The organism is Allobosea sp. CS1GBMeth4 (assembly GCF_900185715.1).
Lineage (GTDB): Bacteria > Pseudomonadota > Alphaproteobacteria > Rhizobiales > Beijerinckiaceae > Allobosea.
In genome coordinates this window covers 156804-177078 of record NZ_FYAS01000030.1, presented here as the reverse complement: position 1 = coordinate 177078, position 20275 = coordinate 156804, and the positions used below count along the sequence as shown (strand labels likewise).

Below are 20275 nucleotides of genomic sequence, written 5' to 3'. Positions count from 1 at the left end.
TCTCCGTGAGTGACGGACTCTACTCAAATCTGGAGGAGGATCAGGGTCTCAGGTCAGCCCACCGGCTAAATTCTCGAGGCGGAAACATCGCCATGCAATCCTAGCTTGTGTAGTGGCCACCGAGCCATTTACCTTCCCTGTCCGGGGGAATCAATGCGATCGGCTCAGAGACAAGCAGCGCGGCCAGCCCACATTCTGGGTGATCGAAGACAATCCGGGGTCGCAGAGAGCGTCTGGCTGTCTCGGCGGCTCGCCGGCGCCGTTCGCCATCGTCCCACGACCGAGGTTGGCGCCGGTGACTGAGCAGTTCTTCGAGAGGCCGATCCTCAATTCGCCTTATGCATTCCCGGCGCGGCATTGGGAGCTCGATGCGGACGGCCAGCCGACGAACCGCATCATCGAGACTCGGCGTCGTTCGGACCTCATTACCCCGGTTCCAAAACCGAAGAAGCGCCGGCAGAGCGGCAAGCAGGCCTCATTCGTTCTCGGCGCCGACGACGATCTGTCGACGCAGGAGCAGGAATACAACCCGACGCCTATCATCAACGAGGTCCGCACCTACGTTGAAGTCTGGCGCAATCTGCCGAATCCCGAGCAGTGGCTCGTCACCCCCGAAACAGCTCGGCTGCTGCAGCACTGGCGCCATCACAAGTTTCAGAGCGTCACGCCGTTCTTCTGCCAGGTCGAGGCCGTCGAGACGGCGATCTGGCTGACCGAGGTCGCCCCAAAGCTCGGCGCCCGCGCGGCGAAGTTCTGGGCGCACCTCAAGGGCGCCAACGAGCAGGCAAATCCGGAGCTCATGCGCCTGGCATTGAAGCTCGCGACCGGCGCCGGCAAGACGACCGTGATGTCCATGCTGATCGCCTGGCAAACCGTCAACGCCGTCAGGCACCCCAACAGCAAGCAGTTCTCGCGCGGCTTCCTGATCGTCGCGCCGGGCATCACGATCAAGGACAGGCTGCGTATCCTGCTCCCGAATGATCCCGAAAGCTATTACCGGCACCGCGAGATCGTTCCGCCTGACATGCTGGCGGACATCGATCGCGCCAAGATCGTCATTACCAACTATCACGCGTTCAAGCTGCGCGAGCGGCTGGAGATTGCCAAGGGAACCAAAACCGCGCTCGAAGGCTGGCGCGGTGAGAAGCTGCAGACCCTCGAGACCGAGGGGCAGATGCTTCAGCGGGTGATGCCCGAGCTGATGGGCATGAAGAACATCGTCGTGCTCAATGACGAGGCGCACCATTGCTATCGCGAGCGCATCAAGGACGCCACGGGTGAGACGGAAGGCGATCTGAAAGGCGAGGACAAGGACGAGGCGAAGGAGAACAACGAGGCCGCGCGGATGTGGATCTCCGGCCTCGAGGCAGTGAAGCGCAAGCTCGGCCTCGCGCTGGTCTATGACCTCTCAGCGACGCCGTTCTTCCTACGTGGCTCGGGCTACGTCGAGGGCACACTCTTCCCCTGGACCATGAGCGACTTCTCGCTGATGGACGCGATCGAATGCGGCATCGTCAAGCTGCCGCGCGTGCCAGTTGCGGACAATGTGCCGGGCGGCGACACACCGAAGTTCCGGAACCTATGGGACGAGATCAAGAAGAGTCCGAAGGGATTGCCAAAAAAAGGGCGTTCCTCTGCCGGCAAAAGCTATGATCCTCACGCGCTGCCACAGGTGCTGCTGGCGGCGCTGGATGCCCTCTACGGCCACTACGAGAAGACGTTCGAGCTATGGACGAAGGAAGGCATTGGCGTTCCGCCGGTCTTCATTGTCGTCTGCAACAACACCTCAACCTCAGAGCTGATCTACAAATACGTCTCCGGCTTTCATCGCGAAAATGATGATGGCTCAAGCGTGTTGCAGAACGGCCGTCTTGAGCTGTTCCGCAATTACGACGAGCACGGTAACCGCATCGCCCGTCCGAACACGATCCTAATCGACAGCGCCCAGCTTGAATCCGGCGAGGCGCTCGACAAGGACTTTCGCGAGATGGCAGCGGACGAGATCGAGCGCTTCAAGCGCGATATAGTCGAGCGCGGTGGCAGGGACGCCAACGACATCCTGACCGGCGGGGAGATCGATGAGGCCACCTTGCTGCGCGAGGTGATGAACACGGTCGGCAAAAAGGGCCGGCTCGGCGAGCAGATCCGCTGCGTCGTCTCAGTCTCGATGTTGACCGAGGGCTGGGATGCGAACACCGTCACGCATATCCTCGGTGTGCGCGCCTTCGGCACCCAGCTGCTGTGTGAGCAGGTCGTCGGCCGCGGCCTTCGTCGCCAGTCCTATGAGCTGAACGACGAAGGCCTGTTCAACGTCGAATATGCCGATGTGCTCGGCATCCCCTTTGACTTCGCAGCCAAGCCCGTCATTGCCCCTCCTGCCAAGCCGCGCGAGACCGTGCGCGTCCACGCGGTCAAGCCGGATCGCGACGCGCTGGAGATCGTCTTCCCGCGGGTCGAAGGCTATCGCGTTGAACTTCCGGACGAGCGTCTGGAAGCGACCTTCGGCCCTGACCATGTGCTACATTTGACGCCGGAGCTCGTCGGTCCCTCGGTCACGAAGAACCAAGGCATCATCGGCGAGGGCGTCGACCTGACGGTCGCGCATCTCGAGGATACTCGCTCCTCGACAATCTTGTTCAATCTCACCAAGCATCTGCTCTACAACAAGTATCGCGATCCCGGCGAGGAACCGAAGCTGCATCTTTTTGGTCAGCTGAAGCGCATCACGCGGCAATGGCTGGCAAGCGGCGGCCTCCAGTGCACGGGCGCCACCTATCCGGCACAGGTGCTTTATCGCGAGATCGCCGACATGGCGGCCGAGCGGATCAAGTCCGCGATCACCGAGACGCTCGCAGGCACGCGCCCGGTGAAGGCGATCCTCGACGCCTATAATCCGACGGGCTCGACCGCCTTCGTGAACTTCACCACGTCGAAGCAGACGCGCTGGCAGACCGACCAACGCCGCTGCCATGTCAACTGGGTGGTCTGTGACAGCGACTGGGAGGCCGAGTTCTGCCGCGTCGCCGAGGCGCACCCCGGTGTGCTGGCCTACGTCAAGAACCAGAACCTCGGGCTGGAAGTGCCCTATCTGATGGGCTCGACGCCACGCAAATACCTGCCGGACTTCATCGTTCGCATCAATGACGGACAAGCCGAGCCGCTGAACCTCATCGTCGAGATCAAGGGTTACCGAGGCGAGGACGCCAAGGAGAAAGCCAACACCATGCGCGCCTATTGGGTGCCGGGCGTCAACAACCTCGGCAAGTTCGGCCGCTGGGCCTTTGCCGAGTTCACGGCCGTCTATGAGATCGAGGCGGAGTTCAACAAGCTGATTGCGACGTTTTTGCCCCTGGAGCTAGCATGACCTTCGCCGAAGCCAGGGCATTGCTCGACAATTGGACGAGTCGGCTCGACGGCAAGCAGGCCTCGACCAACAAGACCGTCAAGCAGGGACCGAACAAGCACGGGCTCGAGGAGGCTTGGTGGCTGGAGAATGACGGCAAGACTCCGGACTGGCGCAATGGGCGAACTGTTGGATACCTCTGCGCTTACGTGGAGCTGGCGGGAGGGGCGATACCGATGTGCGGGATCGCCCTGGAAGACGGTTTCCTCTGGCCCGATCGGGCCGTGATGCGGGCGCTCCTCCTGAGCGACTGCGTATCCTGTCGAAATGAGCATTTCGAACTGACTGATCGCGGCCACTCGCTGGTCGCGCCGTTCTTGCGGGTCAATGGCAGCGGTTCGACGATTGCGTTGCATAGAGGGCAGCCGAACTGATGGCCAAGAACCCACTCTCGGTCGAAGCGCTCAAGCATGACAGTGCGACGCGTCGGAATATCCCGACGGCCGAATATGAAAGCGTGATGCGCGCCGATGAGAAGGCGCCGGTCCAGCTCGCCTATGAGCGCCGCAATCGCGATCTCGATCCGCAACTGGTCTGGCGCGGCAAGGACGAGCAGGACTGGTCGGACCTGATCGTCCAGGCGCCGCCGCTCTACATCCAGGAGAAGGTGCATCCCAAGGCGATCATCGACGAGCTGAAGCGCGAGTCGCAGGCGCGCCGCGAGGAGGCCGAGCCCTCGGCGCCCGATCTCTTCGCCGATTTCAACGGGCTGAAGGACAAGGAGGCCGCGACCGAGTTCTACCAGCACGACCAGCACTGGTCGAACCGGATGATCTCGGGCGACAGCCTCTCGGTGATGGCGAGCCTCGCCGAGCGCGAGGGGCTGCGAGGCAAGGTGCAGTGCATCTATTTCGACCCGCCCTACGGCATCAGGTTCAACAGCAATTTCCAGTGGAGCACCACGTCACGGGACGTGAAGGACGGCGCCAAGGACCATCTCACCCGCGAGCCGGAGCAGGTCCGCGCCTTCCGCGACACCTGGAAAGACGGCATCCACTCCTATCTCACCTATCTGCGCGACCGCCTCACCGTGGCGCGCGACCTGCTGCACGAGAGCGGCAGCATCTTCGTGCAGATCGGCGATGAGAACGTGCACCGCGTGCGGGCGTTGATGGATGAGGTATTCGGGGAGGAAAACTATGTTTCGGAAATTCTTGTAAAGAAAAAAGGTAGCCAGATCAGTGGGACTTTAGAGCCTGTAAACGATTTTATCTTGATGTATGCTCGACAAGGCGAGCGTCTCAAGTTTCGCAAGCTGTGGCTTGTTCGGGAGGAAGAAGAGGTATTCGAAGATTTCCCGTTTGTTGAGCTTGATGGCGGAGTGCGTCTGCGGGTATCTCAGCTCAGCGCACGAGACAATGTTGATTATGAGCGGAATATCGCTCTATTTCGTGCCACCTATCCCGGAGCTCGAATTTTTGGGCTGAATCCTCTAAAAAGCGGGGGTTTTCGACGTAATCAATCGCACGATATTAAGCTTTTCGGCCGTGTTTTTCCGATAGGCGACGGCCAGTGCTGGAAGCACACTGTCGTTAGCGATGATGGCGAAACGCCTGGTATGACGCGATTGGCATATGCCGATAGGCTTTTTCCGCTCAACCGGGACATTCGGTTCATCAGGTATTCGCCGTCGCCATCGATCAAACAAATGTCAAACTGGTGGGATGCGCTCGGAGGGGCCTCGAAACCAATCTATGTAGTTCAGACAAACACAGAACTTATTAAGCGTTGCATTCTGATGGCCACCGATCCGGGCGATCTAGTGCTTGACCCAACCTGCGGCTCCGGTACGACCGCCTATGTGGCCGAGCATTGGGGGCGCCGCTGGATCACTGTGGATACGAGTCGTGTGGCCATCGCTCTAGCTCGTTCGCGGCTTATGGGCGCCCGCTACCCTTACTACCTGCTCGCTGACAGCCCTGAAGGTCAGCTTAAGGAAGGTGATCTCACTCGCACATCGCCCAAGAGCACGCCGACCCGTGGCGACATTCGCCACGGGTTTGTCTATGATCGTGCGCGCTCAGGAAGCTCAGGCGCGATCGCCAGCAACACCGAGATCGACGTGATCTGGGAGAAGTGGCAGGCGACGCTCGCGCCGTTGCGCGCAGCCCTCAACGCGGCACTCAGCAAGAGCTGGGAGGAGTGGGAAATCCCACGCGAAGCCGCGCCCGGCTGGCCCGAAGCGGCGACGCTGGCGCACCGCCAATGGTGGGAAGCTCGCATCGCCCGCCAGAAGGAGATCGATGCCTCGATCGCGGCCAAGGCCGAATTCGAATATCTCTACGACAGGCCCTACACCGACAACAGCAAGGTGCGCGTCGCTGGCCCCTTCACGGTCGAGAGCCTGTCACCGCATCGCACCCTTGCCGTCGATTGGGACGACGAGCTGATCGACGTGCTCGAAGCCGCCGAAGGCAAGCGCAAGGCGGCCGAGCGCGACGAGACCGTGCACGACTTCGCGCACATGATCCTCGAGAATCTCAAGATCGCCGGCGTCCAGCAGGCGCACAAGGAGGATCGCATCACCTTCTCCAGCCTGACCGGCTGGCCGGGGGAGTTCATCTGCGCCGAGGGCACTTACACCGAGGGCCAGCAGCAGAAGCGCGCCGGCATTTTCATCGGTCCGGAATTTGGCACGGTCTCGCGACCTGATCTCGTCGCGGCGGCGCGTGAGGCGGGCGATGCCGGCTTCGATGTGCTGATCGCTTGCGCCTTTAACTACGACGCCCATTCCGCCGAGTTCGACAAGCTCGGCCGCGTGCCGGTGCTGAAGGCGCGGATGAACCCCGATCTTCACATGGGCGGCGATCTCAAGGCGACCGGCGCCGGCAACCTCTTCGTCATTTTCGGCGAGCCCGACATCAAGATCCTGGATGCAGCCGACGGCATGAAGCAGGTGAAGGTCTTCGGCGTCGACGTGTTCAAGCCTCAGACCGGCGAGGTGATCTCCGAGGGCACGGACGGTATCGCGCTCTGGATGCTCGACACCGACTACAACGAGGAGAGCTTCTTCGTCCGCCACGCCTATTTTCTCGGCGCGAACGACCCCTACAAGGCGCTCAAGACGACGCTGAAGGCCGAGATCGACCAGGAAGCCTGGGAGAGCCTGAACTCCGACATCTCCCGCCCCTTCCCGAAGCCGAAGAGCGGGCGCATCGCGGTAAAGGTCATCAATCATCTCGGGGATGAGGTGATGAAGGTGTTTGCGGTGAATTAGCTCCGTGCCTGGCCATAATCACTACCCATGGTGCAGTTGTGGCTGGTGCTACCGGACAAGGTCTGGTGCTTATGCCAGATCATTCCAGTCTATGCCCGGGCACAGCGTCAACAACGCATTGTCATTGGCCGGATACTACGTTTCAAAAACTCGTAGCGTTGCCTGCTTTGTTAATCCGAATGCAAGTTGTCCAATCTGTGGTGAGGGGGTTTATTATTATCAAAACACCCATGGATCGAGGATTTATTTTGACGACCTAGGATGGCCCTGGCCAAAGCATCCTTGCACCGACAACAGTCAATCACGAACTGGCACGCGAGGCACAGCCATATTCCCCGATGACCTGCGAGATCAGCAAACGTCCGAGGGGCTGCTCCGAATCGCTCGCCATGAGAACATTGTTTTTAAGAGAACGCTCGACAGCGACGGGTGGATGTTGTGCGTGGTCGTGAAGGTTGGGCTATTCGACAACAAGTCAGACGTTGATGTTAGTTTTCTCGAAGAAGACCGACCGCTTGGGCGATTTCGCTATGAAGGAACATCGCCATTCCTGACTCAAAAATCGATCATTGCTTACAAGGGCGACCAAGTCTCACTCCCAGATGGTGAAACACTCGAGAGAACGATAATCCCGGTTAGATGGCTGAGGTGATTAGCCGATGGACTTCCGCATCGCCGACACGTTCACGGATAGCCTGGGGCGACTAACCGCACAGGAGCAGAAGTCGGTCAAGACGACCGCTTTCGACCTGCAGATGAACCCTGCCGCGCCTGGCCTGTCCTTTCACAAGCTGGACCGCGCCAAGGACCCGAACTTCTGGTCGCTGCGCGTCAACGCGGATATCCGCATCATCGTGCACCGCGCGCAAAGTGGGATCCTGCTCTGCTATGTGGACCACCACGACGCCGCCTACAGCTGGGCTGAGCGGCGCAAGATCGAGCGTCATCCGACGACCGGCGCGATGCAGCTGGTCGAGATCCGCGAGCGGGTCGAAGAGGTCCGGATTACTCCTCTCGCCGAAACCGGCGTGCAGCCCGAAGTCGCGACTCCGTCCGTGCGGACAGTCTGCCTGTTCGACAATCTGCGCAAATACGAGCTGATGGCGTTCGGTGTGCCGGAGGAATGGGTCGACGACGTGCGGCGAGCCACCGAGGACACGCTCTTCGACATCATCAGGCACCTGCCGCAGGAGGCGCAGGAAGCGCTGCTCAAGCTCGCGGTCGGCGAGAACCCGGAGCCGCCGCACCCGGCGCCGGCAGAAGCCGATCCATTCGCTCACCCCGACGCGCAGCGCCGCTTCCGTGTTCTGACCAATGTGGAGGAGCTCCGGCAGGCTCTCGATTACCCCTGGGACAAATGGGCGGTGTTCCTGCACCCGGCACAGAGCGCGCTGGTCGAGCGGGCCTTCACTGGGCCCGCGCGTGTGTCTGGCTCGGCTGGAACCGGCAAGACGATCGTCGCGCTTCACCGCGCCGTCCATCTGGCGCGCGCTAATCCAAAAAGCCGCGTGCTTCTGACCACTTTCTCGAAGCCGCTCGCGAACGCGTTGCGGGGCAAACTGGCGAGCTTGGCGCCGTCCGACGATGCACTTCGAGCGCGCATCGCCGTAAAGGCGCTCACGGCGCTCGGCTACGAGCTCTATGCGGAATGGTTCGGACAGCCACAGATCGCCTCGGCATCGCTCATCCGGAGCCTCCTCAGCAAGGCGGCAGCCGATGTCTTGGAATACAAGTTCTCGGCAAATTTCCTGTTCGGGGAATGGAGCGACGTCGTCGACGCATGGCAATTGAAGAGCTGGGAGGCCTATCGCGACGTCTCCCGGCTCGGTCGTAAGACCCGGATCGGCGGCAAGCAGCGCGAGGCGCTCTGGAGCATCTTCGAGCGGGCGCGTGCGGCCATGGCCGAGCGCAAGCTCGTCACCTGGTCAGACATCTTCGGCCGGCTCACGGAGCACCTGGCGAACGGCAAAACCCGTCCGTTCGATCATGCGGTCGTCGACGAGGCGCAGGACCTGGGTGTCGCCGAGGCGCGCTTCCTGGCAGCCCTGACGGGGGAGCGGCCGGATGGCCTGTTCTTTGCCGGGGATCTGGGTCAGCGGATCTTCCAGCAGCCCTTCTCCTGGAAGGCTCTCGGTCTCGACGTGCGCGGGCGCTCGTTCACGCTGCGTATCAACTACCGCACCTCGCATCAGATCCGCTCGCAGGCCGACAGGCTCCTGCCGGGCATGATTTCGGACGTGGACGGCAATACGGAGGGTCGCCGGGGCACCGTATCGATGTTCGACGGTCCGCCACCCGACGTCGTGATCTCCCGAGGCCCGGACGATGAGGCCGGGGTCGTTTCGGCCTGGATCTCGAAACGCCTTGCCGAAGGCTGCAAGGCCCACGAGATCGGCGTCTTCGTCCGATCGGATGCCGAATTGAAGCGAGCGAGGGCAGCGGTCAAACTGCTGGGCACGCCGTTCATAGAACTGAACGACAAGGTCGAAGTCGAAGACGGTGCAGTCGCTGTCACCACGATGCACTTCGCCAAGGGGCTGGAATTCAGATCCGTCGTCGTGATGGCATGCGACGACGAGATCATCCCGTTGCAGGAACGCATCGAGAGCGTGGCCGACGATGCCGATCTCGAAGAGGTCTACAACACGGAACGGCACCTGCTCTATGTCGCCTGCACCCGGGCCCGAGATCATTTGCTGGTGTCTGGCGTCGAGCCGGCCTCGGAATTTCTCGTCGATTTTCTCGAGAATTGAGCAGGGTAGTGCGTGATGGACTTGGATGGCGAACCGCTACCCCATGCGGAATCCGGATCGAACCTGGCCCGGGCTGCGCCGTTTATTGCGGAAGCGATTGTCGACCTTCTGCGGCGCTATAAGACTTCTCCGCCTGACGTTCAAAGCACACTCGCCATGATGCTGGGTTGGATGGCACGCGGTCTTGAAAGCTTCGTCGTGCCTGGGGCGTCGCGTGCAGCCCAGAGGCTCGCTGATGAACTGGAGCTCGGCGATCTGACTCGGTTTCGGTGGCGAGATCAGCGCGGTCTTATGAAAGATCCAGAACGCGGAGTTTTCCACTGGGAGCACGTTATGCCCGTCAGCGACACCGTGAAGGCGCTGCTGGCGCTGGAAGACCCAACTCCCTCGACGATCGTGCCGATCCTCATGCGCACTGAAATAGCGTGGATCTTAAAGATCGAGGATAAGCGTCTCCCGCGAAAGGATCGTCCAGATCCTCGTGCCGCCTATGTCGCGGCGGGCATCGAGCTGCTCGCCTGGTCGCAGAACGCAGACGACCATGAAGATGGAGCGAAGCCGGCAATCACCGAATAGCTAGCCACAATCCCGGCGCGCCCGACACGATTCGAACGTGTGACCTTTGCCTGATGGGCCCTTTGCTCCGCCCGCAATTCCCGCATTGCCGAAGCGCCGCCAATCGGCTATCCAGCCTCCACGGTTAGCGCCCGTAGCTCAGCTGGATAGAGCGTTGCCCTCCGAAGGCAAAGGTCACACGTTCGAATCGTGTCGGGCGCGCCATCTCTTCGAATTTTGCGGTCGTTTCGGCCGTTTCCGGTAAGCGTTTCACACAGAAGCCGAGTTCGTCCCCGCCGGCGCATCTCGCTCCGTGCGGCGCTGATTGCCGCGTGCGCATTGTTCGGGGGCTGCCGCACCACCGCCGAGTTCGAGGCGGGGCGCGGCGCGGAGTTCCAATCGTTCGGCGACGGCACCATGGCCGACTTCAGGCGGCGCGCCAGCCTGACGCGTCCGACATGGATCCGGCGAACGCAGGGCGGACGTTCGTCGTCCATGGCAGCCAGTACGGTCCTTGCCAACCTGCAGCAAGCAGCGCCGCCGCATCCGGCGCTTTGCTCCCACCGCCCTGGACCGACCGAAGATCAGCTGGAGGTCGCTCGGATGGCATGGTTGCCGGCCGGCCTGCCGTTCGAAGCCGGCTGCGCCATCGGGGCAGCCGGCAGCCACGTCGCGTCGCGGGCCGGTCCGTTCACTCGGCCGGCGTGAGAAGGGGCTCGTCGAGCAGGTCGGGCAGCTTGCCGCTCAGGGCCGCCTGGAGCTGCCCCTGGTCGAGTTCGCCCTCCCAGCGCGCCACCACGATCGTCGCGACGGCGTTGCCGATGAAATTGGTGACGGCGCGGCACTCCGACATGAAGCGGTCGATGCCGAGGATCAGCGCCATGCCCGCGACCGGCACCGCCGGGACGACGGAGAGGGTGGCAGCCAATGTGATGAAACCGGCGCCGGTGATGCCCGCTGCGCCCTTCGAGCTCAGCATGGCGACGAGCAGGAGCAGGATCTGGTCGCCGAGCGGCAAGTGGATGTCCATCGCCTGGGCGATGAACAGGGCGGCCAAGGTCATGTAGATGTTGGTGCCGTCGAGGTTGAAGGAATAGCCGGTGGGGACCACGAGTCCGACGACGGAGCGCTTGCAGCCGGCGGCCTCCATCTTCTCCATCAGGGTCGGCAGCGCCGCTTCCGAGGAGGAGGTGCCGATCACCAGCAGGATCTCCTCCTTGATGTAGCGGATCAGCGCCAGGATCGAGAAGCCGTTATAGCGGGCGACCGCGCCGAGCACGATGAGCACGAAGATCGCCGAGGTCAGGTAGAAGGTGCCGATCAGCATGGCGAGATTGGCGACGGAGCCGATGCCGTAGCGGCCGATGGTGAAGGCCATGGCGCCGAAGGCGCCGAGCGGGGCGGCCTTCATCAGGATCGCGACCAGCTTGAAGATCGGGGTCGACAGCGCCTGCAGGAAGTCGGTCACGGGCTTGGCGCGCTCGCCGACCAGCGACAGCGACAGGCCGAACAGCACCGAGAAGAACAGCACCTGCAGGATGTCGCCGGAGGCGAAGGCGCCGACGATCGTGTTCGGGATGATGTTCTGCAGGAAGCCGACGATGCTGGAATCATGAGCCTGGGTGGCGTAGCCCTGCACGGATCTGGCGTCGAGGCTGGCCGGGTTGATGTGCAGGCCGCTGCCCGGCTGGACCAGGTTGCCGACCATGAGGCCGACGACGAGCGCCAGCGTCGAGAAGGTCAGGAAGTAGATCATCGCCTTGCCGGCGACGCGTCCGACCTTCTGCATGTCGCTCATTCCGGCGATGCCGGTCGAGACGGTCAGGAAGATCACCGGCGCGATGATCATCTTCACCAGCTTGATGAAGGCGTCGCCGAGCGGCTTGAGGGCCGCGCCCTGCTCCGGCCAGAAATGGCCGAGCAGGATGCCGGCGGCGATGGCCGCGAGCACCTGCACATAAAGGTGCTGATGGAATTTCCGGGGGCGGGCCGGCTGGGTCGGCGCCTGGTCAAGCGTGATCGCCATGGTTTCCTCCTTGGGGCCTAGCTCGCGGGTTCTTGCTGTTCTCGACGCCGCTGCCGCCTCGCTGGCAATCACTGTGCCAAGGTCTCCCGCGGGATTTCATCACGTGATTTCAGTGTGTTATAAGTCCTATCCGCCCATTTCGACCAGCGGCCTGGCGGTAAGCCGCACGCGAGCTGGTTGACTTGTGCGGGATTCCACACAAGATGGCGCATGGCCCCATCGGATACGCGCGCCCAGTGGATCGGCAAGCGCCGCCTCTGGATCGTCTTTGCGCTCGCGGCCGTGGCGATCGCCAGCTGCGCTGTGCTGATCGCGGGCGATGCCGGCCGCAGCCGCGCCATCGCAGCGATGCGCGGCCGCGCTGCGGATGCCGCGACGCTGGCGCTCGCCATCCTGCGCGGCGAGCTGGAGAAGCACCGCGCCCTGCCGGTGATCCTGGCGCGTGATCCGGACGTGCACGCGGCGCTGACGGACGGCGACAGGCACGCGCTCGACCTCAAGCTGGAGGCGATCGCCCGCGAGACCCGTGCGGCGGTGATCTATGTGCTCGGGAAGGACGGCCTTGCGATCGCCGCCAGCAACTGGCGGGAGCCGACGAGCTTCGTCGGCAACGACTATGCGTTCCGGGATTACTTCAGCGGCGCGGTTTCAGGAGGGGCGGCGGAGCAGTTCGCCCTCGGCACCGTCAGCAAGCGCCCGGGCCTCTATATCACCAGCCGCGTCGGCGATGGCGAGGATCCGCTCGGTGTCGTCGTGGTCAAGGTCGAGTTCGATCGGGTCGAGGCCGATTGGCGGGCGCTGGGCGGCCAGACCTATGCCGTCGACAGGCGCGGCGTCGTCTTGATCTCCACCGTCGCGGACTGGCGCTTCCGGACGGAGATCGCGCTCGCCGCGCACATGGCGGCGGAGATCCGGCAATCGCTGCAGTTCGGCGCAGCGCCGCTGACGCTGCTGCCTTTGCGGCGGGACGGCGAGATCGTCCGCGGCACGGGCGCCGCAGCCGGCGCGCATGTCGCCTCGCGCATCCCGGTCGCGACCACGGACTGGCAGCTCGAGGTCCTGATGCCGGTCGGCGCGGCGATCCGCGACGAGCAGGTCCGCCTGCAGACGCTGGTCGCGCTCCTGCTCATGCCAGGCGCAGCCCTCGGTGCATTCGCGCTGTGGCGGCGCCAGGTCAATCTCGCCCGGCGCGACGCCGAGGCCCGGGTCAAGGCCGAGCTCGAGCGGCGCGTGGCCGAGCGCACGCTCGCGCTGGCCGGTGCGAACGACCGGCTCGTCGAGGAGATGGCGGAGCGCACGAGGGCGCAGCAACGCCTGTCCGATGCGCGCGAGGAACTGGCGAAAGCCAATCGCCTCGCAACGCTCGGCCAGGTCACGGCCGGTGTCGCCCACGAGATCAACCAGCCGCTCGCCGCGATGCGTACCTATGCCGAGAACGCCCGCGCCTTCCTCGGTCGTGCCGACGCGGCCGCGGCGGATGGCGCACTCGCGCGGATCGTCGGGCTGACCGACCGTATCGGCACCATCACGGACACGTTGCGCGGCTTCGCCCGGCGCGGCGGGGGGCCGCATGGGCCGGTCGATCTCGGCGAGGCGCTCGGCGGGGCACTGATGATCCTCGATGCCGCGCTGCGGCACGCCGGCATCGCGCCGGCCCTTCCCGAACCAGCCGAGCCGGTTTTCGTGCTGGCCCGGCCGGTGGAGCTGGAACAGGTTCTCGTCAACCTGATGCGCAATGCGATCGAGGCGATGACAGAGGCTCAGGACGGCCGTGCGCCATGCCTCGCGATCGATGTCGCGATCCGGGGCGAGCAGGTCGACATCGCCATCAGCGACAATGGGCCGGGCCTCGACGCCGCCGCGCTCGCCGCGCTTTTCGCCCCGTTCCGCACCACCAAGCCGCGTGGGCTCGGCCTCGGGCTGGTGATCTCGCAGGACATCGTCGCCTCCTTCGGCGGCACGCTCTCCGCGACGAGCCGGAAGGGCGAAGGCAGCACCTTCACGATCAGCCTGAAGAGAGCCGCATGACCGCTTCCGCCAGCGACCAGCGCGCCGTCGAGGTCGCCTTCGTCGACGACGATCCGGATCTGCGCGACGCCAACGCCCAGGCCTTGCGCCTCGCCGGCTTCGCCGCCGTCCCGCTCGCCTCGGCTCAGGCCGCCCTCGACCGCGTCGGCCCGGATTATGCCGGCGTCGTCGTCACCGATGTGCGGATGCCCGGCATGGACGGCATCGCGCTCTTCCGGCGCCTGCGGGCGATGGACGCCGATATCCCGGTGGTGGTGATCTCCGGCCATGCCGATGTCGCCATGGCGGTCGAGGCCATGAGCGAGGGCGCCTACGACTTCATCGCCAAGCCATATTCCACCGGCCGCCTGGTCGAGACCTTGAGGCGCGCGGTCGAGAAGCGCGCGCTCGTCCTCGAGAACCGGCGGCTGCGCTCGCTGGCGGCGGCGCCTGAGGACGAGACCGCGCTGCTGGGCGAGGCACCGGCGATCATCCGCCTGCGCCAGACCATCCGCGATCTCGCCGATGTCGATGTCGACGTACTGGTCCTGGGCGAGACCGGCACCGGCAAGGAGGTCGTCGCGAACCTGCTGCACCAGCAGGGTCGCCGCCGCAGCAAGCCCTTCGTCGCCCTGAATTGCGGAGCCCTGCCGGAGAGCGTGATCGAAAGCGAGCTGTTCGGCTACGAGGCCGGCGCCTTCACCGGGGCACAGAGGAAGCGCGTCGGCCGCATCGAGCATTCCAGCGGCGGCACCCTCTTCCTCGACGAGCTGGAGAGCATGCCGCCGGCGGCCCAGGTCAAGCTCCTGCGGGTGCTGGAGGGGCGCGAAATCTCGCCGCTCGGCTCGAATGAACGCCGCCGCGTCGACCTGCGCGTCGTGGCCGCGACGAAGCTCGACCTCGGCGACCCCGCCGAGCGCGGCGATTTCCGCGAGGACCTGTTCTACCGCCTCAACGTCGTCACCTTGCGGATTCCCCCGCTGCGCGAACGCCGCCGCGACGTGCCGCTGCTCTTCGCCCAGTTTCTCGCCCGTGCGGCGCGCAAATACGGCCGTGACGTGCCCCCGCTGGATCGCAGCGTCGAGCGCCATCTCGTCGAGAACGCCTGGACCGGCAATGTCCGCGAGCTCGTCCATTTCGCCGAGAGGGTGGCGCTCGGCCTCGTCGCCGACCTGCCTGCGGCGCCCGCCAAGGGCGATGTCGTGGCGGCGAGCCTGCCCGAGCGCCTGAATGCGATCGAGGCCAATCTGATCCGGGAGGCCCTGGAGGCCAATCGCGGCGATGTCCGCGCGACCCTCGAGATGCTCGGCATCCCGCGCAAGACCTTCTACGACAAGCTCACCCGTCACGGCATCGACCGCGCCTCCTATGCGGTGACGGAGTAGAGAGCCGCGGTATCTCGGCAGTCCTCCTTCCGGCAGCGCGGAGCGCGGCGGCTGCCGAGCCGGGCCGTGCGCGAGACGTTGCGATCGTGCGGATCCGCTCGTCTATTCCTGCTCGACACTGGCCGACTCGGCGGCCGGCGGGCCGGAGAAGATCTCGAACAGCATGACCAGTTCGCCCTGGTTGTCGCTGCGGTCGTTGTCATGCGCGGTCATGAAGAGCCGGCCCGGCCCGGCGATGGTCAGCACATCGTCGTCACGCATCATGAAGTACATGCTCGGCCGGCCGCCCGGCGGGTGCCGCGAGACGGCGAAGCTGCCTTCGTTGCCGCCGCCGAACCGCACGCCGTTACCGCCGGGGCCGCACCAGCCTTCGCTGCCGTGCGGGTGGGTCAGCCACCTCTGCCCGGGCCGCGCATTGCTGAACCTGGCGAAGTGACCGGCCGCCAGCGGGATCGGCGTCTCGGTTCCGCTCGATGTGGCGGAGACCCGCACCTCCTCGGCATGCACGCGATGACCAGCTGCAACCATTGATCCCTCCCGACGTGGCCGCACACGCGATCGCATCATTCTCCTGACCTTGCGTCAAGTGGACGAGGGCAGCGCGCTTGTGATCCGCCGCGCCTCGTTCCCTGCGTCGGCGGCTGGCCCGGGCGCCGCCTCGCCAGGGCGGTGCGGGTCGGCACCGGCCTGTTCGTCTGGTTCGGCGACCGGGCGCTGCCGCCGGCTTCATTCCCGGCTGGAGGCCGAAAATCCTGGAGCGCTGAGCACGGGCTGATCGCGACGTCTTGCCGAAGGAACTTCTCCGGGCTGCTGCGGGTTCTTGGCGTACCCGAACCCGCTCTCAGACAAGGAGTTTCCCATGCGCAACGCGCTCGTCGCGTCGATCTTCTGCGCCGTGGTCTCAACCGCGGCGATCGCACAGACATCCACAACGTCGCCGACACCGGCGCCGAACGCGCCGGCGGATGCCAACGCGCCGCTGCCCGGGGCCAACAGCTTCACCGAAGGGCAGGCCAGGAGCCGCCTGGAGGCGAACGGCTATAGCGGCGTCAGCGAGCTCAAGAAGGACGACAACGGCGTCTGGAAGGGCACCGCCATGCATTCCGGCGCCAAGGTGAACGTCTCGGTCGACTACCGCGGCAACATCACGCGCAACTGAGGGAGGAAACCCAAATGACCCGCACGATCACCCGCGCCTATGACGACTACGCCACTGCCGAGGGCGTCGTGGAGCGCCTTCAGGCGGCCGGTGTCGCCACCTCCGACATCAGCCTTCTCGGCCGTCGCGTCGAGGCCGACAACGACGACAGCAATGCCGGGGAGGGGGCCGGGATCGGCGCTGCGGTTGGTGGCGCAGCCGGGCTGCTCGCCGGCCTGGGCCTGATCGCGATTCCCGGCATCGGTCCGGTCGTCGCTGCAGGATGGCTCGCTTCGACGCTGGCCGGCGCTGCCGCGGGCGGCGCGACGGGCGGCATCATCGGCGCCCTGACCAGCGCCGGCGAGGATGAGGAAAGCGCCCACTATTATGCCGAGACCGTCCGCCGCGGGGGCAGTGTGGTTTCGGTTCGTGCTGCCGACGACCGCGCGGCTGCCGTCGAGGCGATCATGGACGGCGCCACGCCCATCGACCGGGATCGGCGGATGGCGGACTATAGGAGCGAAGGCTGGTCCCGGTTCGACGATCAGGGCGAACCCTACCGCCCTCTGATCTGACCACCGCGCCGAAGCATCCGACCCCGCCGGCTCACGCCGGCGGGGCTTTCCTGTCTCGGCCAGCCTGCGCTCGCAGCGCTCCCATCTCGCCGACGCGCTGCGGTCATCGTCACGGCTCCCGCGGGACCGCCGAGGCTTCCTCCATCGCCTTGCCGACCATCGTACCCGCCGCTCAGAGGACGAGCCCGTCGCTCCAGCGCTCGAGCATCGGTCCGTCCCTGCCGAAGACGGGGTCGGCTGGGGGCCTCGGCAGCCTCGCGATGGCCGCCCGGAGCTCGGCGCTCGGCGCCTCGCGGAGGATGTCGCCGCTCTGGCCCGGCGGGTAGGCGCCGACGACCAGAAAGTCGCTGCTGGCGCCGACCCGGCAATGCCCCGTGCCGGCGGGCAGGAGCAGCACGTCCCCGGCCGAGACGGCGAGCTCGCGACCGCCTTCCCCGCCCAGGACCAGCTCGGCCGAGCCCCGGGCGATGCCGAGCACCTCATGGCCTTTCGAATGGTAGTGGTGGAAGTCGAAGACGCCGTCGCGCCAGGCCGGCGGCCAGCCGTTCTCGCCGAAGCGTCGCTCCATGGCTCCGGCGAGATCGGCGGTGTCGTTCGCGAAGGCCTGCCGATAGACGAGCGCCGGAAACCGGGCGTTGTTCGGAACGAAGCCGCGTTCCTCGAAAGGGAGAATCAGGATCGTCGGCACCGTCGCCATGGTTGTCCGCCCTCTCAGCCGGAGCGTGGGCCGCTGGGGTCGCGGTCGCGCCCATGGCCGCTGCCCGGCGTCGCGTCGCCGTCGCCCGACACCACGACCGGGTTGGCGCTGGTCAGCCCGTCCGGATTGGGCTTGGCCCGGGACGGGGCGAACTGCCCCCGTGCGTCCGTCTTCTCCGGCTTGCGGGATTTGACCTGCGCCTCCTCGTCGGGGCTGAGCGGGTTGCCGTGTCCGTCTCGCATGATGACCTCCTGTCGTTCAGCGCGGCCCCAGCAGGGCCGTGAGATCGAGTTCCTCGTCGCGATGCCTGCCACCGAGCTGCGCCGCCAGCCACGAAGCCGCCGCGCCGACGAGCAGGGCCGCCGCGGTCAGGAACGCCGAGAGAACCCCCATCTTGCGGGCCCGCTCGGCGGCCTGCCTGGCGGTCTCCTTGGCCTGGCCGAGGCGGGCGAAGGCATCGTCGATGCGCTTCTCCGCTTCGGGCTGGGCGATGTTCATCCGCGCCGCCATCCGGCTCGCGACATAGGACCGGTCGGCCGGATCGAGCTGACCGGTCGCCAGGCTGCGCAGGAGGATGCGCGAGGCCTCGTCACGCTCGGCCTGCGTCGCCGGCTCGGTGCCGCTCGCCCGCGTCAGCATGTCGACGGCCGTCGCCAGCGGATCGGGCTGCTGGCTGAGGGCCGCGCCCGCTGCCGTGCCGGCACCGGCAGCCCCGCTGGCGGCGGTCCTGACGAGACCGGTCGCGGAGGACGCGGCCAGAGCGGCGACGAGCAGCGCGCCCACCGCCCAGACGACCAGGCCGTGAGCGCCGTCCCGGACATGGCGTTCGTGCAGGCTGGCGTCCGCGGCCGGGCGCCTCATCCGTCCCGCCAGATAGCCGCCAGCCGCGGAGGCGGTGACGGCCACCCACAGGGCCCAGAGCGCACCGGCGATCGCCAATGCGGTCAGGCCGGTCGACCGCGAGGGCTCGAACGAGACGAGCGACAGGCCGATCGCCGAGCCGAAGGCGGTGAGCAGCGTCGTGATGGCGGCGGAGAGGGCAGCGCCGCCGAAGATCGCGCTCCATTCGAGATAGGAGCCGGAGGGCGGGGCCGTTTCGGCCGGGGCAACGACGACGACGTCGGTGGTTTCGCTTGCCATGGGACGCTCCTATCGCAGGCCGAAGAAGGAGAGGATCGCCATGACGACGACCACGAGGCCGACCAGATAGATGACGTCGTCCATAGCTGTCCTCCCGGGATGCGCGCTCGGCGGCTGCCGGGAGAACTGTTCGAAGGGTCAGTCAGTTCCGTCCGGAGGAGCGCCGCTCCGAGATTGTCCGGGCCGGCCGGCCCAGCGTTCGATCGAGTGGTCGACCGCCAGCAGCCCGACGGCCAGGATGGTCGCCGACAGGACGATGGCGTGATGCCCGAGCCCGGCCGCGCAGCCCAGCGCCGCCGTGACCCAGATCGCAGCCGCCGTGGTCAGTCCCTGCGGGGTCGTCTCGCCCTTGCGCAGAACGATGACGCCGGCGCCCAGGAAGCCGATGCCGGTGACGAGACCCTGGATCACGCGGCTGGCGGCGTCGGCCTGGTGCGGCTCGCTGAAAATGGTCGCGGCGGCGGCGGTGCCGAGGCCGACGAGCCCGAAGGTGCGGATCCCGGCCGCGCGCTGCTTGCTGGTGCGCTCCCAGCCGACGACGATGCCGGCCGCCGTTCCCGCCAGCAGGCGCAGCAGCAGATCCAGCTCGTCGCGGAAATCGAAACTCATGCCGCCCTCCCGTCTTCAAGCCGGCCAAGGCTGAACGCGCGTGCGGGGCAGGTGGTTCGCCGGCTTTCCGAGGCGTCCCGGGGTGCAGCCGATCCGCGGATGCCTTTCGTCGGTGCGTCGGCGTACCGAAACCCCTTCGCGCACGCGGGCGTTGAGGCGTCATCGGGTCGGCCACCCCGCACGAGGCGCTGTCCGCCTGCGGAAAGACGGCCGCCGCCCTCAGGAGAGGCCGAGCAGCGCGGCCCGCGCCCGATCCTCATCGCCGGAGCCGATCGATGATACGAACCATCACCCGTCGCTATCGCAGTTTCGAGGATGCGCGGAACGTCGTCGTCCGCCTGTCCGAAGCGGGCATCCCCGCGCAGCGGATCGGGCTGGTCGGGCGCCGCCGCACCGGTGACGACAATGCGGCGGCCGCCGCCGGGATCGGTGGCGCCGCCGGCGCCGCGGCCGGGGCCGTCATCAGCCTGGGGGCGCTCACCCTGCCCGGCGTGGGACCGGTAATCGCTGCCGGCTGGCTGCTGGGAGGGGCCGCGGCGGGAGCGCTCGCCGGCGGAGTCGTCGGAGCGCTGGTCGATGCTGGCGTCACCGAGCCGGAGGCACGCGGACATTCGGAGGCCGTGCAGGAGGGGGCGGCGCTCGTCGCCGTCCAGGCCGAGCCGGGCGAGGTCCTGCAGGTCGAGGCGATCCTCGACGCCGCCTTGCCGGTCGCGACCCCGATTGCCTGAGCCGGCCGCCGGGGTCGGCGCGAGACCACAGCCATCGGAGCA

At 65.8% G+C, this 20275-nt stretch carries 16 protein-coding genes and 1 tRNA gene; 11 read left to right on the top strand and 6 right to left on the bottom strand.

Annotated features, from left to right (window positions below):
- Positions 1–295 precede the first annotated feature (295 nt).
- The 6 genes from CS1GBM4_RS18150 (at position 296) to CS1GBM4_RS18125 (ending at position 10153) form a co-directional block, all read left to right on the top strand.
- Complete coding sequence (locus tag CS1GBM4_RS18150; RefSeq protein ID WP_186420138.1) at positions 296–3364, top strand: DEAD/DEAH box helicase family protein; 3069 nt, start codon at positions 296–298, stop codon at positions 3362–3364.
- On the top strand, positions 3361–3777 hold the full coding sequence (locus CS1GBM4_RS18145) for a hypothetical protein (protein WP_186420137.1): 417 nt from the start codon (positions 3361–3363) through the stop codon (positions 3775–3777). Before CS1GBM4_RS18150 ends, CS1GBM4_RS18145 begins: the two co-directional genes overlap by 4 nt.
- Positions 3777–6620, top strand: a complete 2844-nt coding sequence (locus CS1GBM4_RS18140) for a site-specific DNA-methyltransferase (protein WP_186420136.1) — start codon at positions 3777–3779, stop codon at positions 6618–6620. The genes CS1GBM4_RS18145 and CS1GBM4_RS18140 overlap by 1 nt, the downstream gene beginning before the upstream one ends.
- 659 nt (positions 6621–7279) lie before the next feature.
- Complete coding sequence (locus tag CS1GBM4_RS18135) at positions 7280–9373, top strand: 3'-5' exonuclease (protein WP_186420135.1); 2094 nt, start codon at positions 7280–7282, stop codon at positions 9371–9373.
- A gap of 15 nt (positions 9374–9388) precedes the next feature.
- Positions 9389–9949, top strand: a complete 561-nt coding sequence (locus CS1GBM4_RS18130; protein WP_186420134.1) for a hypothetical protein — start codon at positions 9389–9391, stop codon at positions 9947–9949.
- 127 nt (positions 9950–10076) lie between these two features.
- Positions 10077–10153 (top strand) — tRNA-Arg (locus CS1GBM4_RS18125).
- 466 nt (positions 10154–10619) lie between these two features.
- On the opposite strand, the gene CS1GBM4_RS18120 is transcribed toward CS1GBM4_RS18125, so the two are convergent.
- Positions 10620–11954: a dicarboxylate/amino acid:cation symporter gene (locus tag CS1GBM4_RS18120; RefSeq protein WP_186420133.1), complete on the bottom strand. Its 1335-nt coding sequence runs from the start codon at positions 11952–11954 to the stop codon at positions 10620–10622.
- 210 nt (positions 11955–12164) lie between these two features.
- On the opposite strand from CS1GBM4_RS18120, the gene CS1GBM4_RS18115 reads away from it, so the two are divergent.
- Positions 12165–13982 (top strand): ATP-binding protein, encoded by a 1818-nt coding sequence (locus tag CS1GBM4_RS18115; RefSeq protein WP_186420132.1) that lies wholly within the window; start codon positions 12165–12167, stop codon positions 13980–13982.
- The gene (locus CS1GBM4_RS18110; protein WP_186420131.1) at positions 13979–15346 is read left to right on the top strand and encodes a sigma-54 dependent transcriptional regulator; all 1368 of its coding nucleotides are present in this window, start codon (positions 13979–13981) and stop codon (positions 15344–15346) included. Before CS1GBM4_RS18115 ends, CS1GBM4_RS18110 begins: the two co-directional genes overlap by 4 nt.
- 102 nt (positions 15347–15448) lie before the next feature.
- On the opposite strand, the gene CS1GBM4_RS18105 is transcribed toward CS1GBM4_RS18110, so the two are convergent.
- On the bottom strand, positions 15449–15874 hold the full coding sequence (locus tag CS1GBM4_RS18105; protein ID WP_186420130.1) for a hypothetical protein: 426 nt from the start codon (positions 15872–15874) through the stop codon (positions 15449–15451).
- A gap of 331 nt (positions 15875–16205) precedes the next feature.
- On the opposite strand from CS1GBM4_RS18105, the gene CS1GBM4_RS18100 reads away from it, so the two are divergent.
- Both CS1GBM4_RS18100 and CS1GBM4_RS18095 read left to right on the top strand, forming a co-directional pair.
- Positions 16206–16505 (top strand): PepSY domain-containing protein, encoded by a 300-nt coding sequence (locus CS1GBM4_RS18100; RefSeq protein WP_186420129.1) that lies wholly within the window; start codon positions 16206–16208, stop codon positions 16503–16505.
- Between the two features lie 14 nt (positions 16506–16519).
- Positions 16520–17059, top strand: a complete 540-nt coding sequence (locus CS1GBM4_RS18095; protein ID WP_186420128.1) for a hypothetical protein — start codon at positions 16520–16522, stop codon at positions 17057–17059.
- Positions 17060–17231: 172 nt separating this feature from the next.
- Here CS1GBM4_RS18095 and CS1GBM4_RS18090 read toward each other — a convergent pair whose 3' ends face one another.
- The 4 genes from CS1GBM4_RS18090 to CS1GBM4_RS18075 form a co-directional block, all read right to left on the bottom strand.
- Complete coding sequence (locus CS1GBM4_RS18090) at positions 17232–17756, bottom strand: cupin (protein ID WP_186420127.1); 525 nt, start codon at positions 17754–17756, stop codon at positions 17232–17234.
- Between the two features lie 14 nt (positions 17757–17770).
- Positions 17771–17998, bottom strand: a complete 228-nt coding sequence (locus tag CS1GBM4_RS18085; RefSeq protein ID WP_186420126.1) for a hypothetical protein — start codon at positions 17996–17998, stop codon at positions 17771–17773.
- A 16-nt stretch (positions 17999–18014) separates the two neighbouring features.
- The gene (locus CS1GBM4_RS18080; protein ID WP_186420125.1) at positions 18015–18896 is read right to left on the bottom strand and encodes a hypothetical protein; all 882 of its coding nucleotides are present in this window, start codon (positions 18894–18896) and stop codon (positions 18015–18017) included.
- Positions 18897–19034: 138 nt separating this feature from the next.
- Positions 19035–19505 carry an MgtC/SapB family protein gene (locus tag CS1GBM4_RS18075; protein ID WP_186420124.1) on the bottom strand — a complete coding sequence of 157 codons (471 nt, stop codon included), beginning with the start codon at positions 19503–19505 and terminating at the stop codon, positions 19035–19037.
- Positions 19506–19780: 275 nt separating this feature from the next.
- On the opposite strand from CS1GBM4_RS18075, the gene CS1GBM4_RS18070 reads away from it, so the two are divergent.
- On the top strand, positions 19781–20233 hold the full coding sequence (locus CS1GBM4_RS18070) for a hypothetical protein (RefSeq protein ID WP_186420123.1): 453 nt from the start codon (positions 19781–19783) through the stop codon (positions 20231–20233).
- Positions 20234–20275 lie beyond the last annotated feature (42 nt).